This window comes from Streptomyces sp. NPDC007346, from assembly GCF_040703535.1.
Classification (GTDB): domain Bacteria; phylum Actinomycetota; class Actinomycetes; order Streptomycetales; family Streptomycetaceae; genus Streptomyces.
In genome coordinates this window covers 1-22,649 of record NZ_JBEYKR010000088.1, presented here as the reverse complement: position 1 = coordinate 22,649, position 22,649 = coordinate 1, and the positions used below count along the sequence as shown (strand labels likewise).

General features: G+C 72.2%; 20 protein-coding genes and 2 pseudogenes. 6 read left to right on the top strand and 16 right to left on the bottom strand.

What is annotated here, in order from left to right; all coding sequences use genetic code 11:
* Positions 1 to 3: 3 nt before the first annotated feature.
* From AB0917_RS22140 to AB0917_RS22080, 13 genes are all read right to left on the bottom strand, one after another.
* A complete protein-coding gene (locus AB0917_RS22140; protein ID WP_366821338.1) occupies positions 4 to 651 on the bottom strand; it encodes a 1-hydroxy-2-methyl-2-butenyl 4-diphosphate reductase in 648 nt (215 codons plus the stop codon).
* Positions 651 to 2,651, bottom strand: coding sequence for a squalene--hopene cyclase (shc, locus tag AB0917_RS22135; protein WP_366821337.1), 2,001 nt, complete (start codon positions 2,649 to 2,651; stop codon positions 651 to 653). The genes AB0917_RS22140 and shc overlap by 1 nt, the downstream gene beginning before the upstream one ends.
* 107 nt (positions 2,652 to 2,758) lie before the next feature.
* A complete protein-coding gene (locus AB0917_RS22130; protein WP_366821336.1) occupies positions 2,759 to 3,862 on the bottom strand; it encodes a polyprenyl synthetase family protein in 1,104 nt (367 codons plus the stop codon).
* Complete coding sequence (gene hpnE / locus AB0917_RS22125) at positions 3,859 to 5,244, bottom strand: hydroxysqualene dehydroxylase HpnE (protein WP_366821335.1); 1,386 nt, start codon at positions 5,242 to 5,244, stop codon at positions 3,859 to 3,861. The genes AB0917_RS22130 and hpnE overlap by 4 nt, the downstream gene beginning before the upstream one ends.
* Positions 5,245 to 5,362: 118 nt before the next feature.
* The gene (hpnD, locus tag AB0917_RS22120) at positions 5,363 to 6,304 is read right to left on the bottom strand and encodes a presqualene diphosphate synthase HpnD (RefSeq protein ID WP_366821334.1); all 942 of its coding nucleotides are present in this window, start codon (positions 6,302 to 6,304) and stop codon (positions 5,363 to 5,365) included.
* Positions 6,305 to 6,312: 8 nt separating this feature from the next.
* Positions 6,313 to 7,224, bottom strand: coding sequence for a squalene synthase HpnC (hpnC, locus tag AB0917_RS22115; protein ID WP_366821333.1), 912 nt, complete (start codon positions 7,222 to 7,224; stop codon positions 6,313 to 6,315).
* Between the two features lie 420 nt (positions 7,225 to 7,644).
* Complete coding sequence (locus tag AB0917_RS22110) at positions 7,645 to 8,430, bottom strand: ABC transporter ATP-binding protein (protein WP_366821332.1); 786 nt, start codon at positions 8,428 to 8,430, stop codon at positions 7,645 to 7,647.
* Complete coding sequence (locus AB0917_RS22105) at positions 8,423 to 9,352, bottom strand: ABC transporter permease (RefSeq protein ID WP_366821331.1); 930 nt, start codon at positions 9,350 to 9,352, stop codon at positions 8,423 to 8,425. Before AB0917_RS22105 ends, AB0917_RS22110 begins: the two co-directional genes overlap by 8 nt.
* A gap of 101 nt (positions 9,353 to 9,453) precedes the next feature.
* A complete protein-coding gene (locus AB0917_RS22100) occupies positions 9,454 to 10,326 on the bottom strand; it encodes a glycosyltransferase (RefSeq protein WP_366821346.1) in 873 nt (290 codons plus the stop codon).
* Between the two features lie 8 nt (positions 10,327 to 10,334).
* Positions 10,335 to 11,114, bottom strand: coding sequence for a CDP-alcohol phosphatidyltransferase family protein (locus AB0917_RS22095; RefSeq protein WP_366821330.1), 780 nt, complete (start codon positions 11,112 to 11,114; stop codon positions 10,335 to 10,337).
* Positions 11,092 to 12,153: an iron-containing alcohol dehydrogenase family protein gene (locus AB0917_RS22090; protein ID WP_366821329.1), complete on the bottom strand. Its 1,062-nt coding sequence runs from the start codon at positions 12,151 to 12,153 to the stop codon at positions 11,092 to 11,094. The genes AB0917_RS22095 and AB0917_RS22090 overlap by 23 nt, the downstream gene beginning before the upstream one ends.
* Positions 12,141 to 12,878, bottom strand: a complete 738-nt coding sequence (locus tag AB0917_RS22085) for a phosphocholine cytidylyltransferase family protein (RefSeq protein WP_366821328.1) — start codon at positions 12,876 to 12,878, stop codon at positions 12,141 to 12,143. Before AB0917_RS22085 ends, AB0917_RS22090 begins: the two co-directional genes overlap by 13 nt.
* On the bottom strand, positions 12,875 to 14,629 hold the full coding sequence (locus tag AB0917_RS22080) for a DUF5941 domain-containing protein (protein ID WP_366821327.1): 1,755 nt from the start codon (positions 14,627 to 14,629) through the stop codon (positions 12,875 to 12,877). Before AB0917_RS22080 ends, AB0917_RS22085 begins: the two co-directional genes overlap by 4 nt.
* A gap of 475 nt (positions 14,630 to 15,104) precedes the next feature.
* Here AB0917_RS22080 and galE point away from each other — a divergent pair, with 475 nt between their 5' ends.
* From galE to idi, 4 genes and pseudogenes are all read left to right on the top strand, one after another.
* Positions 15,105 to 16,082 (top strand): UDP-glucose 4-epimerase GalE, encoded by a 978-nt coding sequence (gene galE, locus AB0917_RS22075; protein WP_366821326.1) that lies wholly within the window; start codon positions 15,105 to 15,107, stop codon positions 16,080 to 16,082.
* A gap of 179 nt (positions 16,083 to 16,261) precedes the next feature.
* On the top strand, positions 16,262 to 17,203 hold the full coding sequence (locus tag AB0917_RS22070; RefSeq protein ID WP_366821325.1) for a cation diffusion facilitator family transporter: 942 nt from the start codon (positions 16,262 to 16,264) through the stop codon (positions 17,201 to 17,203).
* Between the two features lie 225 nt (positions 17,204 to 17,428).
* Positions 17,429 to 18,184: pseudogene (locus AB0917_RS22065) on the top strand (class I SAM-dependent methyltransferase); the annotation flags it as partial.
* A 288-nt stretch (positions 18,185 to 18,472) separates the two neighbouring features.
* A complete protein-coding gene (gene idi / locus AB0917_RS22060; protein ID WP_366821324.1) occupies positions 18,473 to 19,066 on the top strand; it encodes an isopentenyl-diphosphate Delta-isomerase in 594 nt (197 codons plus the stop codon).
* A 27-nt stretch (positions 19,067 to 19,093) separates the two neighbouring features.
* Here idi and AB0917_RS22055 read toward each other — a convergent pair whose 3' ends face one another.
* Both AB0917_RS22055 and AB0917_RS22050 read right to left on the bottom strand, forming a co-directional pair.
* Positions 19,094 to 19,549, bottom strand: a complete 456-nt coding sequence (locus AB0917_RS22055) for an ATP-binding protein (protein ID WP_366821323.1) — start codon at positions 19,547 to 19,549, stop codon at positions 19,094 to 19,096.
* A gap of 146 nt (positions 19,550 to 19,695) precedes the next feature.
* Positions 19,696 to 20,400 carry an HdeD family acid-resistance protein gene (locus AB0917_RS22050; RefSeq protein WP_366821322.1) on the bottom strand — a complete coding sequence of 235 codons (705 nt, stop codon included), beginning with the start codon at positions 20,398 to 20,400 and terminating at the stop codon, positions 19,696 to 19,698.
* A gap of 80 nt (positions 20,401 to 20,480) precedes the next feature.
* On the opposite strand from AB0917_RS22050, the gene AB0917_RS22045 reads away from it, so the two are divergent.
* On the top strand, positions 20,481 to 21,236 hold the full coding sequence (locus AB0917_RS22045; RefSeq protein WP_366821321.1) for an enoyl-CoA hydratase/isomerase family protein: 756 nt from the start codon (positions 20,481 to 20,483) through the stop codon (positions 21,234 to 21,236).
* Positions 21,237 to 21,299: 63 nt separating this feature from the next.
* Here AB0917_RS22045 and AB0917_RS22040 read toward each other — a convergent pair.
* Positions 21,300 to 21,610 (bottom strand): annotated as a pseudogene (locus tag AB0917_RS22040) (DJ-1/PfpI family protein); the annotation flags it as partial.
* 136 nt (positions 21,611 to 21,746) lie between these two features.
* On the opposite strand from AB0917_RS22040, the gene AB0917_RS22035 reads away from it, so the two are divergent.
* A complete protein-coding gene (locus AB0917_RS22035; protein WP_366821320.1) occupies positions 21,747 to 22,616 on the top strand; it encodes a hypothetical protein in 870 nt (289 codons plus the stop codon).
* Positions 22,617 to 22,649: the final 33 nt, after the last annotated feature.

Sequence of the window (22,649 nt, the reverse complement as noted above, 5' to 3'; positions counted from 1 at the left end):
GGCTCACCTCCTGGGGAGCAGTAAAGAACGGTGCCATTCGTAGAAAGCCGGAAGGACGGCACGGAGAACGCGGAAGGCCGATATTCCTCCGCGGACCGTGCCGATGCGGACGAGCTCATGCTCTGGAGCGTCCACGACCACCCGGACGGCCGCAACCGGGCGTGGCCCGTGGCACAGGGCGGTGCGCAGTGTCGCGGCGGACTCCATGTCCACCGCGATGGCCCCGGTGGACCGCAGCGCCGCCCGCTCGGGGCCGCGTACGACGTGGTCGGAGCCGGCCACGAGGCCGGTGTGGACGGTGCTGCCGGGGGCGGCACGGGCCAGGGCTGCGACCAGCAGCCCGGTGCCGGCACAGGGGGTGTCGCCGTCCGCGTCCCGGGTCTCCTCGGCGACCACCAGGTCCCCGGGGTGCATCCCGGGGGCCAGGCCGGCGCAGAAGCCGGAGGCGATGACGGCGGCGTCCGGTACGCCACCGGGGGCCAGGACCGCCGCCACGGCCGCCTCCGCCGCCCGGGGGCCCATGCCGGTCCTCAGGATCCGCACCGGCCCCCCGGGGCGCTTGCCGCTGCGCAGGGCCAGCTGCTCGATGCCCAGTGCGCAGGCGACCAGCAGCGGCGTCGTGGGGGCCGCGGCCCTCGGTGCTCCGGCCATCAGGCGCCCTCGGCCGCGCCCGTACGGTCGGCGAACGGGTCGCCGTACACGTAGCGCCCGAGTGCCGTGAGGGGGAAGACCTGGCGGTAGAGGTGGTAGTTGATGGAGAAGTCCCAGGGGAAGCCGGTGCCGGTGAAATACGGCTCGTCCCAGGAGCCGTCGGCCTGCTGGGCCCCGGTCAGCCAGGTGATCCCGCGGGTGACGGCCGGGCTGTCGCGACGGCCGGCGGCGAGCAGGGCGAGCAGGGCCCAGGCGGTCTGGGAGGCGGTGGACTCGCCGTGCCCGATCCACTTCTCCTCCTGGTACGAACGCAGATCCTCGCCCCAGCCGCCGTCGTCGTTCTGCACCGATTCCAGCCAGGTCACCGCCCGGCGGATCGCGGGGTGGGCGGCGGGCAGTCCGGCGGCGACCAGCGCGGGGACCACCGACCCCGTCCCGTACACGTAGTTGACGCCCCAGCGCCCGAACCAGGCGCCGCACGCCTCCTGTTCGGCCAGCAGCCACTCGATGCCCCGTTGCGTACGGGGGTGTCGGGCGCGGCCCTCGACGGCGAGCATCTCCACCACATGGCCGGTGACGTCGGCGGAGGGCGGGTCGATGACCTCGCCGAAGTCGCAGAACGGCAGGCGGTTGGGGAAGGAGCTGGTGTTGTCGGCGTCGAACGCGCCCCAGGCCCCGTTGCGGGACTGCATCCCGAGGTTCCAGCGCACCCCGCGCTCGATGGCGGCCTCCACCCGGGCGGGGTCGGGGTGGCGCACCCGGCGCAGCGCCAGGACGACTTCGGCGGTGTCGTCGATGTCCGGGTAGTTGTCGTTGTGGAACTCGAACGCCCAGCCCCCGGGGGCGAGTTCGGGTTTTCGTACGGACCAGTCGCCGGGGCGGGTGATCTCCTCGGCCAGCATCCAGTCGGCGGCCTTCACCAGCGCCGGGTGGTCGGGTCTGAGCCCGCCGTCGACCAGGGCGATGGTCGCCAGGCAGGTGTCCCAGACGGGCGACTGGCAGGCCTCGACCATCCGGGCCCCGTCCTCGCGGCGGACGGCGAACCGGTCCAGCGAGGCCAGCCCGGCGCGCATCACCGGGTGGTCCAGGTCGTAGCCGAGCAGGTGCAGGGCGATGATGGAGTAGACAGCCGGGGGCTGGATGCCGCCCCAGCAGCCGTCGTTCTCCTGGCGTTCGATGATCCAGCGGGCCGCCATGTTCATCGCGACGCGGCGCAGCGGGCGCGGGGCGACCTTGTGGTAGAGGTGCAGCCCCTTGTCCAGGCGCTGGAAGAGGCCGTCCCAACTGGCCGCCGGGGCAAGCTTCCTGGGCGGGTTCGGGTGGGCGGGGTCGGTGTGCAGCTCGTCCAGGGCGAAGGGCGCGGGCCGCACGGGGCGCTTCGCGGAGACGATGGTGAGGGGAACGATGGTCTGCCGGGCCCAGCAGCCGAAGTCATAGATGTTGAGCGGGACCCACGTGGGGAAGAACATGAGCTCGGGCGGGAGTTCGGGGAGGTCGTCCCACTTCCACCAGCCGAACAGCGCCAGCCAGATCCGGGTGAAGACGCGGGCGGCGGCGATGCCGCCCTGCTCCCTGATCCAGGCGGAGGCGCGTGCCATGTGCGGCTCGTCGGGGCGGTCCCCGGCCAGCCGGAGGGCCACGTAGGCCTCGATGGTGGCGGAGAGGTCGCCCGGTCCGCCGTAGAAGGTGTTCCAGGTGCCGTCACCGAGCTGTTCGCCCCGGATGAAGAGGGAGGCCGCTCGGGTGGTCTGCGGGTCCTGGATCCCGAGGAACTGGCGCAGGAGCAGGTCCTCGGCGTCCATCGTGACGTTGGTGGCCAGGTCGCCCTTCCACCAGCCCTGCTCGTCCTGTCTGCCGAGGAGGTGCTCCACGGAGCGTTCCGCGGCCCGCCGCGCGGCGGCGAGCACGTCGTCCGCGGCGATCGTCGTGTCGGCCGGATGTCCTGCCTGGGCCGCGGAGAAGTTCGCGGCCCCGGTGGATCCATCGGTCGTCGCTGTCATGAGCTTCCCCTTACGTGCAGTGGTTTCTCTGCTGTGCTGGGGTCTCCGTCGGCCGACGCCCCGGTCAGGGCGCCGGCCGGCGACTGCGAGTCATATGCGGGTGCTGGTCATCTCTTGCGCACCACCACGAAGTCCGCGAGCGCGGTGAGCTGCGCCCGTACCTGATGCGGCATGTCGACACCGTGCAGCGCCTCGATGGCGACCGCGTGCTGACGACGGGCTTCCTGTGCGGTCCACTCGCGGCCGCCCGCCTCCTCGATGAGGGCCGCGCGGGCGGCGAACTCCTCTTCGGAGAAGCTGTCGAAGTCATTGCTCTTGGCGTCGGCGGCGAGCAGTTCGCCGAGCCGCTCGGAGGCCGGTCCGCCCGCGGCGAGCGCGGCGACGACCGGGAGGGACTTCTTGCGCTGGCGCAGGTCGCTCCAGGTCTGCTTGCCGGTGGCCTCCGGGTCGCCCCAGATGCCGAGCAGGTCGTCGACGGCCTGGAAGGCGAGGCCGAGGTGGTGGCCGTACGCCTCCAGGGTGTCGGCGGTGCGGTCGTCGGCGCCGCCGAGCACCGCGCCGATGGAGACCGCGCAGGCCAGCAGGGCGCCGGTCTTGTTGCCCTCCATCTCCAGGCACTCCTCGACGGTGACCCGCTCGCGGTGCTCGTAGGAGATGTCCTGGGCCTGCCCGTCGATGAGCTTGCGGGTGGCCGAGGTCAGCCGGCGGGCCGCGCGGCCCGACTCGACCGTGCCGAGCTCCAGCAGGATGTCGTAGGCCAGGGCGAAGAGCGCGTCGCCGACCAGGATCGCCTGGGCGGGGCCGTGCACCTTCCATACGGTGTCGCGGTGGCGGCGCTGCTCGTCGCCGTCCATCAGGTCGTCGTGCAGCAGCGAGAAGTTGTGCACGAGTTCGACCGCCACGGCGCCGGGGACGCCCGCTTCGGCGGGGGCGCCGGCCACCTCGGCCGACAGCAGGGCGAGCGCGGGGCGCACGGCCTTGCCGCCGTCACCGTCCGAGGGCCGTCCGTCGGCGTCGATCCAGCCGAAGTGGTAGGCCGCGACGGTGTCCATGGGCGGCGCCAGCCGGTCCACGGCAGCCCGCAGCACCGGCGCTGACAGGGCTCGTCCGCGCTCCAGAAGCGCGGTGACGTCCGTGGTCTGCGCCACGGTGTCGGAAGCCGGATTCGCCGGGGTCACTGACTCTCCTCTTGTTCCGGTGGTACTGCTCATGCCGCCTCCTGCAGCGGATGTCCATGGGGGCGGCCGAGGTCGTGGAGGGCTGTGTCGGCGGCCTGGAAGCCGCTGCGCACGGCGCCCTCCATCGTCGCGGGCCAGCCCGTGGCGGTCCATGCGCCCGAAAGGTGCAGTCCGGGCACCCGGGTCCGGGGGCCGGGGCGCAGCCGGCCGACGCCCGGGGCGGGCGCGAAGGTGGCGGTGCGCTCCCGGGTGACGAAGAAGTCCGCGATGCCCGCGCCGCGCGCGGCGGGCAGGAGCCGCTCCAGCTCGGGCAGGTAGCGGGTGCGCAGCTCGGCCACGGGGAGGTCGATCTCGTCCTGGGAGGCGGACTGCGAGACCGCCAGATACTGCCCCGGGCCCGTGAGTCCCGAGGCGTGGGTACGGTCGAAGACCCACTGGACCGGGGAGCCGATCGCGGCGAAGAACGGGCGGCGCAGCACCTTGCGGTCGTAGACGACGTGCACGTTGAGGATGGGTGCGTCGTCGATCTCCAGGAGCAGCTCCGGCTCGTCCAGGGCGCCCTCGGGCAGCAGGGCGTGCGTCTCGCTCTGCGGTACGGCGAGGACGACGGTGTCGGCGGTGATCCGCTCCCCCGCGCTCTCGACGCTCCAGCGGCCGTCCCCGGTGCGGGTCAGGGACCCCACCTTGGCGCGCAGCTCGGTGCGGACGCCTGCCGTGTCGAGCGCCTTGCGGGCCAGGGTGTCGTGCAGCTCGCCGAGCGGCACCGTGGCCCAGCCGATGTCGGCGGCGCCGGGATCGGAGAGCAGGCCGGTTTGGAAGACCTTGGCGGCCAGGGCCATGGAGGCGTTGGGGGCGGTGGCGTTGAGGGTGGCGACGCCGACGAGGTCCCAGAGCGCCTCGATGGTGCGCTCCGACTGGCCGTGCCGCTTCAGCCAGGTGGCGAAGTCGATGCGGTCGAGGGCCGGGTCGGCGGGGTCGAGGCGGCCGAGCGCGAGGGCGGCGCGGCCGACGTTCGCCTTCTCGGTGAGGGAGAGGTGCGGGTAGGCCGCGAGGCCCCCGGCCAGGTGCAGCGGTACGGGCAGGGCGGTGCGCCGCAGTCGTCCCAGGCGGGGTCCCGCGGGGCGGCCGACGTCCAGGACGGGGACGTCCAGGCGGTCCTGGAGGGGGGCGAGGTGGGCGCCCTCGACCCGGTCGAGGAACCAGCGGTAGCCGGTGCAGCAACGCAGGTAGACGTGCTGGCCGTTGTCGACGGTGAGGTCGCCGCGCTGGAAGGAGAAAGCGAGGCCGCCGAGGCGGGGCCGCCCTTCCAGCAGGGTCACCTCCAGCCCGGCGTCGGCGAGACGCAGAGCCGCCGTGATGCCGGCGAGTCCCCCTCCGACGACGACCGCGACGGGGCGGGTGGTCTCCTCGCTCATGCCTGCCCCTCTCGCCGGGTCGTCACCGATCGCCGGGTCGTTCCGGATGGAATCGTCGCAGTCGTGGACGCGCCGGGCCACCGGAGGGTCGACCGGGCGCCGGACCCGCACCGGCGCATCAGGCCCGCCCCCGGGAGGTCAGCCGCGAGACATGGCGGGCGTCCAGGCCGGAGAGGCCGCGCACCGCGACGTACGCCTTCTCGTGGCCGGGCAGCGAGACCCGGCCGCGCAGCACGGCCTGCGGGTCGCGCTCGATCCGGTCGAGGAGGCGGCGGTAGATCCCGGCCATGGCGGCGACGCAGGCGCCGCTGCGGCGGTCGAGCATCGGCAGGAGGCGGTACCCCTCGGCGAACAGGGCGCGGGCCCGGCGCACCTCGAAGTGGATGAGGCCCGCGAAGTCGGAGCCGGGCGGCGGGGTGGTGCGGTGGAAGCCGTCGGAGCAGCCGAATTTGGCCAGGTCGTCGGCGGGGAGGTAGGTGCGCCCGTTGCCGGCGTCCTCGCGGACGTCGCGCAGGATGTTGGTGAGCTGGAGGGCGAGGCCGAGGGTGTCGGCGTACTCCGGGGCCCGCTCGGCGCCGGGTGCGCCCGGTTCGGTACCGAAGACGCCGAGGCTGAGGCGTCCGATGGCGCCCGCGACACAGCGGCAGTAGGTCTTCAGGTCGTCCCAGGTCTCGTACGTGGCGCCGCGGACGTCCATCAGGACGCCGTCGATCAGCTCGTCGAGGCCGCCCAGCGGCAGCGGGAACCGGCGGGCGGCGTCGGTGAGGGCGACGGCCACCGGGTCGGTGTCGTCGTCCTCGACCTTGCCGTGCCTGACCCGGTCGAGCAGCTCGCGGGTGCTCTCCAGCCGGGTCCGCTTGGTCCCCGGGTCCAGCTCTCCGTCGCCGATGTCGTCGACCCGACGGGAGAAGGCGTACAGCGCCGACATGGCCTGCCGCTTCTCGTACGGCAGCAGCCTGATGCCGTAGGCGAAGTTCCGGGCCTGCTGTCCGGTGACGGCCTCGCAGTAACTGTATGCGGCCTGCACCGGCGGCGACATGTACGTCGTCTGTCCCTCCACGGTCCGGCTCACCTCTCTCTACGCGCTCTTCGCAGGACGACTGCGACTTCGCGCAGCATGCTGGGCTTGGTGGGCCTGGGCGGCCCCGGCAGTACGTCGAACCCGGCGGCCGAGATCGCCGTGAGGGCGGAGCGTCCCCCACCGACGAATCCGGCGAGGAGGATCTTGAGTCTGCCGTTGACGCTACCCACCAGGGGGGTGCCTTCATTCAGGAGATCGCGCGCGCGTTCGCATTCGTACGCGATCAGGGCGCGGACCGAGGCTCCGGCGGACGGTCGTGCCAGGTCAGCCTCGGTGACACGGAAGCGGTCCAGGTCCTCGGCGGGCAGATAGATCCGGTCACGTGCGAGGTCTTCGGCCACGTCCTGGAGGTGCTCGACGATCTGGAGCGCGGTGCAGACCGCGTCGGAGAGGCGTACGCGCTCCGGGCTCGTGGTGCCGGTGAGGGCGAGGACCAGGCGGCCGACCGGGTTGGCGGAGAGCTCGCAGTAGTCGGCCAGCTCCCCGTAGGTGGCGTAGCGGCGGACCTTCTGGTCCTGCCGGTTGGCCTCGATCAGGCCGAGGAAGGGTTCGGGGGTGAGCGCCCGGCGCCGCACGGTGGGGCGCAGGGCGCGCAGCAGGGGGTGGTACGGCTCCTGGCCGGTGGTGGCGAAGACCCGGTGCAGGTCGGCCTCGAACGCGTCGAGCATGGTGAGGCGGTCGTCGCTCTGCTCCGGCTCCAGGCCCAGGTGGCGGGCGTCGGCTCCGCCGGGGGCGAGGTCGCCGTCGCCGATGTCGTCGACGAGCCGGGCGTAGCCGTAGACCGCCATCAGGTCGTCGCGCCAGGCGCGGGGCAGGAAGAAGGGGGCCACGGGGAAGTTCTCCTCCGCGGCCTTGCCGAGTGTGGCGTCACCGGTGTGCGCGTGGGGGGTGGTGGTCACTGCGGACCGCCCGGCGCGGGGACGGCGAAACCACGTCGGAGCTGGAGATTTTCCGTCATTGCCGTCACATCTCCCGTTCTACACTGCTGACCCAAAACAACCCTTTTCGGACACGCCGCTCGTTCTTCCGAGTGCACTGCGGCACAGCGGGCGAAGCGCCGGGGGCGTATCACCCCACTTGCCATGAATCAGCACCGCTACAGCTTACGTTGTACAGCTCATGGGGGTGCGCCGGGGTGGAGCGCCCGCGGCACGGAGACCGCACTGCCCGTCAACCTTCCTCGTACGCCGGTGGATTGACGTCATCCGCCGGGAGGAGATCACCCCCGAGGGCGTACTGCGGGTGGCCTCCACCGCACCCGGACACCGCAGTGGCCCCCACCGGAAGAGCTCCGGCGGAGGCCACGGATGACCGGGAAGCTACTTGCGCGTCTCGCGCTCGTACGCCTTGAGGACTTCCTCGGTGGGGCCGTCCATCAGGAGCTCCCCCTTCTCCAGCCAGAGGGCCCGGTCGCAGGTGTCCCGGATCGACTTGTTGTTGTGGCTGACCAGGAAGACGGTGCCCGCCTCCTTGCGGAGCTCGCGGATCCGCTTCTCGGAGCGGATCCGGAACTTGTGGTCACCGGTGGCGAGCGCCTCGTCGATCATCAGCACGTCGTGGTTCTTGGCGGCGGCGATGGAGAAGCGCAGGCGCGCCGCCATGCCGGACGAGTACGTCCGCATCGGCAGGGTGATGAAGTCACCCTTCTCGTTGATGCCGGAGAAGTCCACGATCTCCTGGTAGCGGGAGCGGATCTCGTCCTGGGTCATGCCCATGGCCAGGCCGCCCAGCACCACGTTGCGCTCGCCGGTGAGGTCGCTCATCAGCGCCGCGTTCACGCCGAGCAGCGAGGGCTGGCCGTCCGTGTAGACATGACCGGACTCGGTCGGCAGCAGGCCGGCGATGGCCCGCAGGAGGGTCGACTTGCCGGAGCCGTTGGTGCCGATGAGGCCGATGGCCTCGCCGCGGTAGGCGGTGAAGGAGACGCCGCGCACGGCGTGCACCTTCCTGACCCCGCGCGGCTCGCCCTTGCCCTTGCGCATGATGCGGCTCAGCGCCGCGGTGGCGCTGCCCCGGCCGCCGCCGGTGCCGTTGACCCGGTAGACGATGTGGACATCGTCCGCGATGACCGTGGGAATCCGTCCCTGCGTGTTGTCCTCAGCCACGGCCGTACCGTTCCTCTGCCTTCCAGAAATACACGAATCCGACGACGCCCAGCAGCAGGGCCCAGCCGATGCCGACGGCCCAGACGTGGTCCGGCAGGTTCTCGGAGCCGTACCCGTCGATCATCGCGAAGCGGACCAGGTCGATGTAGATCGCCGCCGGGTTGTACTGGAGGACGTCCGCGATCCACTGCGGCTTGTCCTTGAGCATCACCGGGATGGAATACATGACGCCCGAGGCGTACATCCAGGTCCGCATGATGAAGGGCATCAGCTGGGCCAGGTCGGGCGTCTTGGAGCCGAGCCGGGCCATCACCAGGGCCAGGCCGGTGTTGAAGGTGAACTGGAGGATCAGCGCGGGGACCATCAGCAGCCACGACAGCGAGGGGTAGCTGCCGAAGATGACGGCGACGGAGACCAGCACGATCAACGAGAACAGCAGCTGCTGGAGCTGCTGGAGCGAGAACGAGATGGGCAGCGAGGCCCGGGGGAAGTGCAGGGCCCGGACCAGCCCGAGGTTGCCGGAGATGGACCGGACACCCGCCATCACCGAGCTCTGGGTGAAGGTGAAGACGAAGACGCCGGTGACCAGGAACGGCACGAAGACGTCGTCGGGAATCCCCTCCCTGGTCCCCAGGATGATGCCGAAGATCAGGTAATAGACAGCGGCGTTCAGAAGAGGGGTGACCACCTGCCACAGCTGGCCCAGTTTGGCCTGGCTGTACTGGGCGGTCAGCTTCGCCCGGGAGAAGGCCAGGATGAAGTGGCGCCGCCCCCAGAGCTGTCGCATGTACGCGAACAGCCCCGGCCGGGCGCCGCTCACGGTCAGGCCGTACTTGGCGGCCAGCTGGGCCGCGCCGAGGCCCTCGTCGGCGGACGGAGGGGTCCCGAGGGCCACCCCACCGTCGTGGGTCGTCTCACTCACAAGTTGAAACTCTCGTCATCACGCGCAGCCAGTCGCGGGCGCGGCTCAGGCGGACAGGTTCCGGAAAGAAAATACGCCTCATGGTCTCAGAGGAAAGAGTCTCAGATGACCGGAGGTCGGCCCAGCCTCGTCAGCCGCCACACCGTACGCCACTTCATCGGGCGCCGGGGCCCGCAGGGCGTCGACCAGCCCTCCCGGAAACCGCCGAACCACGCCTTCAGCGCGGGCGGCGACGGGCGCCTGACCAGGGTCAGCAGCAGCCAGACCCCCACATAGAGGGGGACGAGCGAGGCGGGCAGGTTGCGGCGGGCGAGCCAGACCCGGTTGCGGGCCACCATGCGGTGGTGGACCGCGTGCCGGGAGGGGGCGGTGGTGGGGTGGTTCAGCACCATGTCCGCGCGGTAGTCGATCATCCAGCCCGCGTCCAGCGCCCGCCAGGCCAGGTCCGTCTCCTCGTGGGCGTAGAAGAACTCCTGCGGCAGCGGGCCGACCTCGGCCAGCACCCGGGTGCGTACGGCGTTGGCGCCGCCGAGGAAGGTCGTCACGCGCGAGGAGCGCATCGGGTCGGCCGCCCGGAGCCGGGGCACGTGCCGGCGCTGGGTGGCGCCCGTGTCCGGGTCGGTGATCCGGAAGGTGATGATGCCCAGCCTCGGGTCCGCCTCGAACGCCTGCCGGCAGAGCTCGGCGGTGTCCCGGTCGGGGAGCAGCCCGTCGTCGTCGAGGAAGAGCAGGGCGTCCACGTCCGCGCCGGAGGGGCCGAACGCCTCGATGCCGACGTTGCGGCCACCGGGGATGCCCAGGTTCTCGGGCAGCTCCACGGTCCGTACACCGGCCGGGAGGTCCGGGACCGGTGCCCCGTTGCCGACCACCACGACCTCGATCCGGTCACCGTCCTGTGCGGTGACCGAGTCGAGGAGGGCGCGGAGCTCCTCGGGGCGGTTGCCCATGGTGATGATCACCGCGCCCAGTTTCATGGGAAAGGTCACTTCAGCCTGCTGGACGCCAGGACGGACACCAGGTGCAGCAGGGTCTGCAGCAGCGCGATGCCGGCCAGGACGGCCGTGGCCAGACGGGTGTAGAAGAGGTCGCCGCCGATCGTGTCCACGATCGCCACCAGGAGGATCAGCAGCGAGGCCTCGATGCCGAGGATCAGCCGGTGGAACTTGAGCGCCCCGGCCGCCCGGCGGGCCAGCGCCATGCCGGAGGAGCGCGGCTCGGACGCCGCCTCCTTGACCGGCGGCAGACCGCCCTGGTGGCGGGCCACGCCGACCAGGTCCGTCTCGGCCTTGACCAGGATCGCGCCGAGGGCGGCGAGGGTCCCGAGGAACGCCCAGAGCCAGTCGGTCCGGCCCTCGCCCCAGATGTCCGCGGCGCGCAGGCCGAGGCCGACGAGCACCGCCGCGTCGCACAGGTAGGCGGCGACCCGGTCGAGGTAGACCCCGCTGAGCGAGTACTGCTTCTTCCAGCGGGCCAGCTCGCCGTCGACGCAGTCGAACAGCAGGTAGAGCTGGACCATCAGCACGCCGAGCAGGGCGCCCGGTATGCCCGGCAGCAGCAGGGCCGGGGCGGCCAGGACACCGGCCAGCGTCATCACGTACGTGACCTGGTTCGGCGTGACCCGGGTGTTCACCAGGTAGCGGTCCACACGCAGGGAGACCTCGCGCATGTACATGCGCCCGGCCCAGTGCTCGCCGCTGCGCCGGTCCTTCACCCCCGGAGGGTGCACGACCGGGCGGAGTTCAGCTACTGATGGTCGTCGCATAGTCGGCGTACGCGTCCCTGATCTGGTCGGTGGACAGGTTGAGGTGTTCCAGGACCGTGAAGCGGCCCGGTCGCGTCTGCGGCGCGAAGTCGACGGCCCTGACGAACTCGTCGACGCTGAACCCGATCTCCGCCGGCAGGACCGGCAGACCGTGGCGGCGCAGATTCGAAGCCATCAGGAGGGCCTCCTGACGGGCGCCCCGCAGATGCATGGCGAAGCAGGCGCCGAGGCCGACCTGTTCGCCGTGGCTGGCCGCGCGCTGCGGATACAGCAGGTCGAAGGCGTGGTTGATCTCGTGGCAGGCCCCGGAGGCCGGACGCGAGTCGCCCGCTACCGACATCGAGATGCCGGTCAGCACGAGCCCCTCGGCCAGCACCTTGAGGAAGGCGTCGTCGCCGACCCCGCCGGGGTGGCGCAGCACGGCCTCGCCGGCCTGGCGGGCCATCGCGGCCGCGAGACCGTCGATCTCCTCGCCGTTGATCTCGTGGGCCAGCTCCCAGTCCGCGACGCAGGAGATGTTCGAGACCGCGTCGCCGATGCCGGAGCGGACGTAGCGGGCGGGCGCCTCACGGATCACGTCGAGGTCGATGACGACGGCGATCGGGGTGGGCACCCCGTAGGAGCCGCGCCCGTTGTCGTTGTCCAGCGTGGCCACCGGGGAGCACAGGCCGTCGTGGGAGAGGTTCGTCGCGACGGCGACCATGGGCAGGCCGACCCGTGCCGCGGCGTACTTCGTCACGTCGATGATCTTTCCGCCGCCGAGGCCCACCACCGCGTCGTAGCGGTTGCCCTTGATGTCGTCGGCGAGCTTCACGGCGGAGTCGATCGTGCCGTCGGAGACCGGGTACCAGTCGGCACCGGGCAGATCGGGGGCGAGCCGGTCCCGCAGGGCGCGCCCGGAGCCGTCGCTGATCGCGATGGCCAGCTTGCCCGAGGAGGAGATCCGCTGATCGGCCAGGAGACCCGCCAGATCGTCCATGGCGCCGCGCCGGATGTCGACGACGACCGGGGACGGAATGAGCCGGGTCAGTACTGGCACGCGATCTGCCTGCCCCTCTGGAGGTCGTCGTGGTTGTCGATCTCGACCCAGGTCACGGTGCCGATGGGGGCCACGTCCACGGTGAAGCCGCGGTTGACGAGCTCCTGGTAGCCGTCCTCGTAGTAGAGGTCGGGGTCGCGCTCGAAGGTGGTCCTCAGCGCGTCCGCGAGCTCCTCGGCGGCCTCGGCCTCGATGAGGGTGACGCCGATGTACTCACCGGTCGCGGTGGCCGGGTCCATCAGCTTGGTGATGCGCGAGACGCCCTTGCCCTCCTCGGTGATGACCTTCATCTCCTCGTCGGCGAGGCTCTTCTCGGTGTCGAGCGCGAGGATGATCCTGCGGCCCTCGCCACGGGCGGCCAGGAGGGTCTTCTCGACGGAGACCGGGTGCACGGTGTCGCCGTTGGCGAGGATCACTCCGCGCTTGATGACGTCCCGGGCGCACCACAGGGAGTAGGCGTTGTTCCACTCCTCGGCCTTGTCGTTGTCGATGAGCGTGAGGGTCAGGCCGTACGTCTCCTCCAGCTCGGCCTTGCGGGACCGGACGGCCTCCTTGCGGTAGCCGACGACGATCGCGACCTCGGTGAGTCCGACCTCCGCGAAGTTGGCGAGCGTGAGGTCGAGGACCGTCTTGTCGCCGTCGACAGGGACGAGCGCCTTGGGGAGCGTGTCCGTGTAGGGGCGCAGACGTCGTCCTGCACCGGCTGCCAGTACGAGGCCGATCATGCGAGCTCTCCTTCGTCGTGTACGGCGGGGGCCGAGGAGGACACCCAGAAGCGGATGGACTCCACGAGCACCACCAGAGCCACGGCCACCGCGAGGGCGGTGAGGGCCGTGGTGAAACCTGAGGCGTGGGTGAGTACGGCGGCGAGGACGGCCACCAGCGCGGTACGGCCCTCGTGTCCACCGGTCGTCCGCACCAGCCAGCGGGGCGGCGCGCCGGTGCCTCCGCGGATGCGGTACACCGTGTCGTAGTGATGGTAGGCGACCGCCGAGACGAGCCCGAAGGCCGCCGGAACGGCGTGCGGGACGTCGCTGCGGGCGGCCAGCACGAGGATCGTGACGTACTCCGCGGCCCGGAAGAACGGCGGCACCAGCCAGTCGAGGGCGCCCTTGAGCGGGCGGGCGACGGCGAGGCCGGAGAGCAGGACGTACACCGCCGCCGCGACGACGGTGAGCGGGCTGCCGTACGGGAGGAGGAGTGCGGCGCCGACCATGGCCAGCGTCCCGAGCAGGGCGAGGGCCGGGGCCGTGAAGGCGCCCCGGAGCCCGGGGGCGACGGCGGCGACGGCCTGCGCGAGGGGGCCGGAGTCGGCCAGATCGGCCAGGGCCCGCGCGGCACGGTCGGTGCGCCGGGCCTTACGGGTCAGCGAGCGCAGCAGCCGGCCCGCCGTGGTGTAGCAGGCGGCCAGGGAGCAGCCGACGAGCAGGGCGTAGAAGACGATGCGCGGGGTGGTGAGCGCGGTGAGCACCGCGATCATGGCCCAGCGTTCGCCGATCGGCAGCACGATCATCCGGCGCGCCCAGACCGTCCAGCCGACGCTGTCGAGCTTGTCGGAGAGGGCCGCGGTGGGGCTGGTGTTGGCGACCGCGTCGTGATTGGCCTCGTTGAACGAGAAGTCCACGACATGGCGGCAGGCCTGGAGGACCATCGCGCCGAGTGCCAGGACCCATACGTCGTCGCCGCCGCGGACGGCGCCGATGGCGAGTCCGGCGTAGAACGCGTACTCCTTGGCCCGGTCGAAGGTGGCGTCCAGCCAGGCGCCCATCGTGGAGTACTGCAACGAGTAGCGGGCGAGCTGCCCGTCGGCGCAGTCCAGGACGAACGAGAACAGGAGCAGGATCCCGGCGGCGATGTAGCCGCCCCGGGTGCCGGTCGCCGCGCTGCCCGCCGCGATGAGCGCGGTGATCAGGGAGGCGGTGGTGACCTGGTTCGGGGTGAGGCCCCGGCGTGCGCACCAGCGGGCGATGTAGCGGGAGTAGGGGCTGATGCAGAAGGTGGTGAAGAAGCCGTCGTGAGCCTTGACCGCGCTGCGCAGCCGTACCGCCTCGTCGTCGACCGCGGCGAGCCGGGCCGCGGCGGCGGCCTCCTGCCCGGGGTCGGTGGGCACGGCCGCGACCAGCGAACCGAGGGCGGGGCGCTGTACGGCGACGCCCTCGGCCTCCAGCGCGACGGCGATGCGGCCGGGGACGGTGCGGTCCTCGGGGGCCGGGTCGGCCTCCGGGGTGACGACGGGGGCTCCCGCGCCGACCGCGGCCGTGGTGCGGTGCAGGGCGCGCAGCAGGGCCCCTCGGGCCTCGGGCCGGGCGGTGAGCGCACCGGGGAGGGCGGCGGCGGCGAAGCGCGGGTCGGTCAGGCCGAGCCGCAGCGCGTGGAGGTGGCCCACGAAGCGCGGGTCGACGAGGGCGACCCGGCGGCCGGCCGGGACTGCGGCGAGGAGTGCTGCGGCGTCACCGGCGTCACCGGCACTGAGCACGTCGAAGCCCAGGGACCTCAGGTCGTCGGTGAGCGACGACCCGGGTACCGGCGTACCGGTGAGGATGGCGGTCGACAGGCGAACTCACTCCTTGGCACTGACGTGGACGACACACGGGGGCACGGCCACGAGACGGGCCGGCGGCATGTCGGCTGAGGCTATCGGATGAACGGAAGGCCGAGTTCACCACCCGTTTGTGCGCTGTTCGGGTGGGACCGGTCCGGCGGGTTCCGTACGCGATCATCATCATCGATCGGTGCCCTGGCCTACAAACCGCCGGTCGGGCCGGTGGGCGCGACGCAGGGTCTTTCGTTTGGATCAGGCCGGATCAGGGAGCGGGGTCCGGTGCGTGCAGCTGCAAGGCGGAGGATTGAGGCAACGCGGAGCGTTGGTGATTGACGACAACGCCGCAGATGCGCGTGCCGGACCCCGCGAGCCCGGCATGGTCCAAACGAGAGGCCCTAGGCTGGCGTTCATGACATGGCTGATCACAGGCGGGGCGGGATACATCGGGGCACATGTGGCGCGGGCCATGGTCGCGGCGGGAGACCGGGTCGTGGTGCTCGACGACCGCTCGACGGGCGTCGTGGGCCGGCTGCCGGAGGCCGTCACGCTGGTGGAGGGCTCGGCCTCGGACCGGGCGCTGCTGGACAAGGTGCTCGCCGACCACGCGGTGAGCGGTGTGGTGCATCTCGCGGCGAAGAAGCAGGTCGGCGAGTCCGTGGAGAAGCCCCTGCTGTACTACCGGGAGAACGTCGCCGGGCTGGCCGTGCTGCTGGAGGCCGTGGTCGCGGCGGGTGTGCGCCGCTTCCTCTTCTCGTCGTCGGCGGCCGTCTACGGCGTACCGGACGTGGAGCTGATCACCGAGGAGGCGCCCTGCCTGCCGATCAACCCGTACGGCGAGACCAAGCTGGCCGGGGAGTGGTTGGTGCGGGCGACCGGGAAGGCGCACGGGCTCTCCACCGCCTGTCTGCGGTACTTCAACGTGGCGGGCGCGGCCGGGCCCGAGCTGGCGGACACCGGGGTCTTCAACATCGTCCCGATGGTCTTCGACCGGCTGACGCGCGGTGAGGCGCCCCGGATCTTCGGCGACGACTACCCGACGCCCGACGGCACCTGTGTCCGTGACTACATCCACGTCGCCGACCTGGCCGACGCCCACCTCGCCGTGGCGCGTGAGCTGGCCGTGCGCGAGGGCGGTGATCTGACGCTGAACGTCGGCCGGGGCGAGGGCGTGTCGGTACGGGAGCTGATCGACGTGATCGTCGAGGTGACCGGGCGCGCGGTGGAGCCGGTGGTGGAGCCGCGCCGCCCCGGTGACGCGGCGAGGGCCGTGGCCTCGGACGCCCGGATGGTGCGGGAGCTGGGGTGGACGGCCCGCCGGGACGTCCGCTCGATGGTGGAGTCGGCCTGGGAAGGGTGGTGCCTGCACCACCCCGAGGCCCGCGCGTGATCTCTTCACGAGACCCCTGCCGGCCTCCCTACGGCTCTGACCTGCGGAACGTTTCCGCAGGTCAGAGCAGATGACAACGGTGTTCAGTCCCGTGTTGCCCGATACCCCCCACCCGTAGTTCACTGGCTGGCGTCGGGCGGTTTCGCCGACGCTGTCGCACGGACCTGGAGGCGTTTCGCATGGGGGCTGGCCACGATCACGGGCACACGCACGGCGGGCCGCCCCCGACGGGCACGGCGGCCGCCGCGTACCGGGGCAGGCTCCGGGTGGCCCTGGGGATCACGCTGAGCGTGATGGTCGTCGAGATCGTCGGCGGGGTGCTCTCCGACTCGCTGGCCCTGATCGCGGACGCCGCCCACATGGCCACCGACGCGCTGGGACTGGGGATGGCGCTGCTCGCCATCCACTTCGCCAACCGGCCGGCCGGGCCGAACCGCACCTTCGGCTTCGCCCGCGCCGAGATCCTGGCGGCGCTCGCCAACTGCCTGCTGCTGCTCGGGGTCGGCGGATACCTGGTCTTCGAGGCGGTCGAGCGGTTCATCACCCCGGCCGAGACGAAGGGCGGCCTGGCCATCACGTTCGCCGCGGTCGGCCTGGTGGCCAACATCGTCTCCCTCTCCCTGCTGACGCGTGGACAGAAGGAGAGCCTGAACGTGCGGGGCGCCTACCTTGAGGTGCTGGCCGACACCCTGGGCTCGGTCGCGGTGATCATCTCGGCGGGCGTCATCATGGCGACCGGCTGGCAGGCCGCCGACCCGATCGCCTCCCTGGTGATCGGCCTGATGATCGTCCCCCGGACGGTGAAGCTGCTGCGGGAGACCCTGAACGTGCTGCTGGAGGCGGCGCCCAAGGGAGTGGACATGGCGGAGGTGCGGGCCCACATTACGGCTCTGCCCGGTGTCCTGGGCGTCCACGACCTGCACGCCTGGACGATCACGTCGGGGATGCCGGTGCTCTCCGCGCATGTGGTGGTGCGCCAGGAACTGCTGGACTCGATCGGGCACGAGAAGGTGCTGCACGAGTTGCAGGGCTGCCTCGGGGACCACTTCGACGTGGCGCACTGCACCTTCCAGCTGGAGCCGAGCGGTCACGCGGAGCACGAGGCGCATCTCTGCCACTGAGCCGGGCGCGGGGGCGGTGTTAAGGTGATTTCGCTGAGACGTTCGAGTCTCGCGGTGGCCGGTCCCCGGTGACACCGGGACCTTTCGAGAGGAGCTGAGGTTGATGACGGTCGCGACGACGCCTTCCCGGCGCGGCATTCGATCCTTCCTCCTCTCCCGGGTCTCCGGCTAGGTCCCCTTCTTCCCGGATCGGGCCGGAGCCCTCGCACCCAAAGGGTTTCCACGTTGACCGACCACACCGACGCCTCGCTCACCGAGGCGTTCTTCACCCTGCACCACCGCCTTCCCCGGCAGAGCCCCGGCTCCGACGCCACCACGCGTCGGCTGCTGGCTCTGACCGGACCGCTGCCCGACTCCCCGCGCGTCCTCGACCTGGGCTGCGGCCCCGGCCGTGCCGCCCTGCTGCTCGCCGCCGAGGCGGGCGCCGAGGTGACCGCGGTCGACCTGCACCAGCCGTTCCTGGACGAGTTGCGCGAGGCGGCCGAGGCCCGCGGCCTGGGCGACCGTATCCGTACGGTCCGCGCCGACATGGGCGACCTCACCGGCCCCGCGTTCCCGGAGGGCTCCTTCGACCTGGTCTGGGCCGAGGGGTCGGCGTACTGCATCGGGTTCGCCACCGCCGTACGCGACTGGCAGCGGCTGCTCGCCCCGGGCGGCGCGATGATGGTCTCCGAGTGCGTCTGGACCACCGGCACGCCCTCGGCCGGGGCGCGCGCCTTCTGGGACCGCAACGGCTCCCTGCGCACCCTGCCGGAGACCACCGCGGCGGCCGTCGCCGCGGGCTGCGCGGTCTCGACGGTGCTGATCCAGCCCGACAGCGACTGGGACGCCTACTACGCCCCGCTCGCCGAACGGGTCGAGAGCGCCGACCCGACGGCCCCCGGCATGGAGTGGGCGCTCGCGGCCACCCGTGAGGAGCTGGCGGTACGGCGTGAGCACGGCGCGGAGTACGGCTACGCCGCGTACGTGCTGCGCCCGGCCCCTTCGGACCGGTGACCGGCCCCAGGATGCGGTGGCCGCGCTCCGAGGTGCCGGACGAGGGGGCCGCGGTGCCGGTCGGGAACGGTTCCGCCCCGGTCGCGGTGGGCCAGATCCGTCGGCCGGCGGCCTCGGAGGCCTGACAGCCCGTCCGCCCCGCCGCGCTCGCAGGGGCGCGGCGGGGCGGACATGCCCGGAACCGGAGTACGGACAAGCGGCTTTTGTACGGCAGACTTGACCGGACTCGAGGGGTCCGGCGCACGAGGCCGGGGACCAAAGCGAAGGATGGGTATGCCGACCACACCAGCCACCGCGACGCACAGCTCGTCGAACGGCACCGCAGAAGCGATCATGCTCGAACTGGTCGACGAGAACGGCACCACCATCGGCACCGCGGAGAAGCTGGCGGCCCACCAGCCCCCCGGGCAGCTGCACCGCGCGTTCTCCGTCTTCCTCTTCGACGAGCAAGGGCGGCTGCTGCTCCAGCGCAGGGCTCTGGGCAAGTACCACTCCCCCGGCGTCTGGTCGAACACCTGCTGCGGGCACCCCTACCCGGGCGAGGCCCCCTTCGCAGCGGCCGCCCGGCGTACGTACGAGGAACTGGGGATCGCGCCCTCGCTGCTCGCGGAGGCGGGCACGGTCCGCTACAACCACCCGGACCCGGCCTCGGGCCTGGTCGAGCAGGAGTTCAACCACCTGTTCGTGGGGATGGCGCAGGAGGAGCTGAAGCCGGACCCCGAGGAGGTCGGCGAGACGGCCTTCGTGACGGCGGCGGAGCTCGCCGGGCGGCACGCCGAGGCGCCGTTCTCGGCGTGGTTCATGACGGTGCTGGACGCGGCGCGCCCGGCCATCCGTGAGCTGACGGGGCCGTCGGCGGGCTGGTGAGCCTCGCGCGGATCGCGTACGGGGCGGTCAGAGCTGCGTCTTCAACGGCAGCGCCGCCCAGATGATCTTGCCGCCGCCGGCGGTGTGCTCCACGTCGCAGCTCCCGCCGGCCTCCGCGGTGATCTCCCTGACCAGCAGCAGCCCGCGGCCCCCCGTCTGCGCGTGGTCGGTCTCCAGCGCGGTGGGCCGGTAGGGGTGGCTGTCCTCGACCGACGCTCTGACCCAGTCGGCGCCGATGGCCACCTCGACCGCCAGCTCCGGCGAGAGCAGCGCCGCGTGCTTGACGGCGTTGGTGACCAGCTCCGAGACGATCAGCAGCAGACCCTGGAGGACGTCCTCCTCGATGGGCACGCCCTGGCGGCCCAGGAGGTCGCGCACGGCGTGCCGGGCCCGGGGCACGGACGCGTCGACGGCGGGGGCGGTGAAGCGCCACACCCCCTCGTAGGGCACGGGATCGGCAGGGGCACTCCCGGGGCTCTCCATCGTCCGGCACCAGCTCTCACTCGCACTGCACTGACTGTCGAGTAAAGAGTGTTGGGAATGGCTTGGTCCGCACCGTGCCACTGATCGGAAATAGCTGCCTATCGGCGCCATATGACCGAAGGTGCGCGATGATGCCAGGTGGTGGCCTACTTCTTTCCGTCTTCCGGGGCCTGGGGCGAACTGTCCGTAGTCGGGCCGGGTCCATCGAGCCGATCGGAGACCATGCTGACGATGCGTCGGCCGCCGATCCCGATGGCGATGAGGCCGAGGCCGTCGAACAGCAGGGCCAGCGAGAAGAAGCACCCCAGGACGTACAGGCTGCTGTGCGGCCAGTCGAACAGCACCAGCAGGCCCAGCAGCAGCCCGAAGGCCCCTTGCAGCAGCGTCCACCCCATCTGCGGACCGCGGACGACGACGCTGCCGACCAGCCGGAAGACCCCGCCGGTCAGGAAGAGCAGGGCGGCGAACATGGTGAGCGCCTCGGCGGTGCCCTCCGGGTGGCGGATGACCACGACACCCGCGGCGAGGTTCAGGGCGGCGACCACGACACCCAGCCAGAAGTAGTTCGTGCCGCGCGACTCGATCGCGTGCGCCAGACCGACGATGCCGCCGATCAGCAGCAGCCAGCCGAAGAGCAGCATCGAGGTGAGGGTGGCGACGCCGGTGTAGACCAGGCCGATGATCCCCGCGATCACCAGCAGCGTGCCGAGCAGGGCGAGCCAGCTGAAACTGCGGCTGAGCTTCCTGCCCTCGGCGGTGGGTGCGTGCTTCCTGCCGCCGGCGGCGGGTCCGGGGCTCCCGCTCCTGGCGGTCGGTCCGGGGCGCCTGTCTTCGCCGGTGGGTCCGTTCATCGACAGCTCCTTACGGTGCGTGTCCGCTGCGCGACCCCTCCTTGATCATAGGTTCGAACCCGGGGGATAGCATCCGGCGCATGGACCGTACGGAACCCCGGCTGCGCTGCTCCGTCGACGGCGGTGTCGCCACCGTCGTGATCAGCCACCCCGCCAAGCGCAACGCCATGACCGCCGCGATGTGGCGGAGCCTGCCGGAGCTGCTGGAGGAGCTGGCCGCCGACCCCGCGGTCCGGGTGCTGGTGCTGACGGGCGCCGGGGACACCTTCTGCGCCGGGGCGGACATCTCCACGCTGCGGGAGAGCGCCGGGGAGGCCCAGGCGCTGGCGGTGGCGGCCGAGGAGGCGCTGGCCGCCTTCCCCCGGCCGACCCTCGCCGCGGTGCGCGGCCACTGCGTGGGCGGCGGCAGCCAGCTCGCGGCCGCCTGCGATCTGCGGTTCGCGCGGGAGGGCGCCCTGTTCGGCGTCACCCCGGCCAAGCTCGGCATCGTCTACCCGTCCTCCTCCACCCGGCGGCTGGTCGCCCTGGTCGGTCCGGCCACGGCCAAGCACCTGCTCTTCTCCGGTGAGCTGATCGATACGGACAGGGCCCTGCGCACCGGCCTGGTGGACGAGGTGCTGCCGGCCGGCGGACTGGACGAGCGGGTGAAGGCGTACGCGGCCGTCCTGGCCTCGCGCTCCCAGCTGACGCAGGCGGCGGCCAAGGAGTTCACGGCGGGGCGGCGGGACCGGGACGCCTACTGGGCCGGTCAGGCGCGAGGCAGCGGCGACACCGCGGAGGGGGTCGCCGCCTTCCTGGAGCGCCGTGCGCCGCGCTTCACGTACACCACGGGGTGAGACGGCCGCTCGGCCCTACCGGATGAGGTGGCGGCTCCTGTACCGCCACTGCTCCACCAGGGCGGTGCACACGGAGACCAGCCGCCGCGCGCGTGCTCGCGCAGCCAGTCGGTCAGCTCCGGGTGGGAGCCGCAGGTGCCCTGTCCGCCGGGGACGAGCAGGGTGTGCGGTACGGGTGCGTGGGCCAGGCTGCTGTCGGGCACCAGGGTCAGCCCGCCGGCCGCCCGGACGGGGCCGCCGTCGAGCGAGGCGGTCCGCAGGTCGTAGGAGACGCCCGGCGCCCGGGAGGCCCCTGCGAAGACCTCCATCGGGCCGGTCGCGTCAAGACTCTGGGTGCCGTCGAAGAGGACGACGAGCACGGTTCGCTGCTTCACACCCGCCGTCCTGGGCGGCGGGCGGCCATGGCCACGATGACGAGTACCCCACCTTTCCTGCCATCGCGCGGGCCGCCGGGCGCCCCCTCTCCTCCAGGGGTTCCATGCCGTACCGACCAGTCGGTAACGTACAGGTATGAGTCTTCTTCCGGCCCGCGCGGAACGCCGCTGCCACAACGCCGTCAACCCGCTGCACTCGTGCCTCTTCTTCTCCCCCGACCTGGGCGCCGAGCTGGGCAGGCTCGGCATCGAGGACCCGAGGGCCGTCTACTTCGCCACCCGGGCCGCCGCGTTCGGGCCGGTGGGGGCGGGCACCGTGGCCGCCACGTTCTACAACTTCCGTCCCGCCCTGGTGGCCGAGCACGTGCCCGCCGTCTGGTCCGTGGCCTCGCCCGAGCAGGTCCTCGGGGCCCGGCTGCGGGCCGCGGACGCGACGCTGCGGCGGCTGCTCGGCGAGGAGATCATCGCCTCCGACGAGATGGCGGAGGCGGCCCGGCTCGCCCTGCGCGCCACCGAGGCCTGCACCCCGCACGCCCGCCCGCTCTACGCGGCCCACGCCGAGCTGCCGGTGCCCGACGAGCCGCACCTGGCGTTCTGGCACGCGGCGACCCTGCTGCGCGAGCACCGCGGCGACGCGCACCTCGCCGCCCTGCTCGCCGCCGGCCTGGACCCGGTCGAGTCGCTCGTCAGCCACACCGCGACCGGCAAGGGCATGGCGATCGGCTGGCTCCTGTCCTCCCGGGGCTGGCGCCGCGCCGACTGGGAGGCGGCGTCCGGCCGGCTGCGGGAGCGCGGGCTGCTGGAGGCGGGTGAGGAGCTGGCGCTGACCGACGCGGGGACGGCGCTGCGCGCCCAGGTGGAGGAGGCGACGGACCGGATGGACAGGGCCCCGTACGAGCACCTGGGCGCGGAAGGGGTGGAGCGGCTCACCGAGCTGGGGCGCGGCTTCCTGTTCACGGCCGCCGCGGCGGGCGCGTTCCCGGCCGAGGCGACCGGCCGGGGCTGATCCCCGGCGCCCCGGAGCCCCCGCACGCGGTGC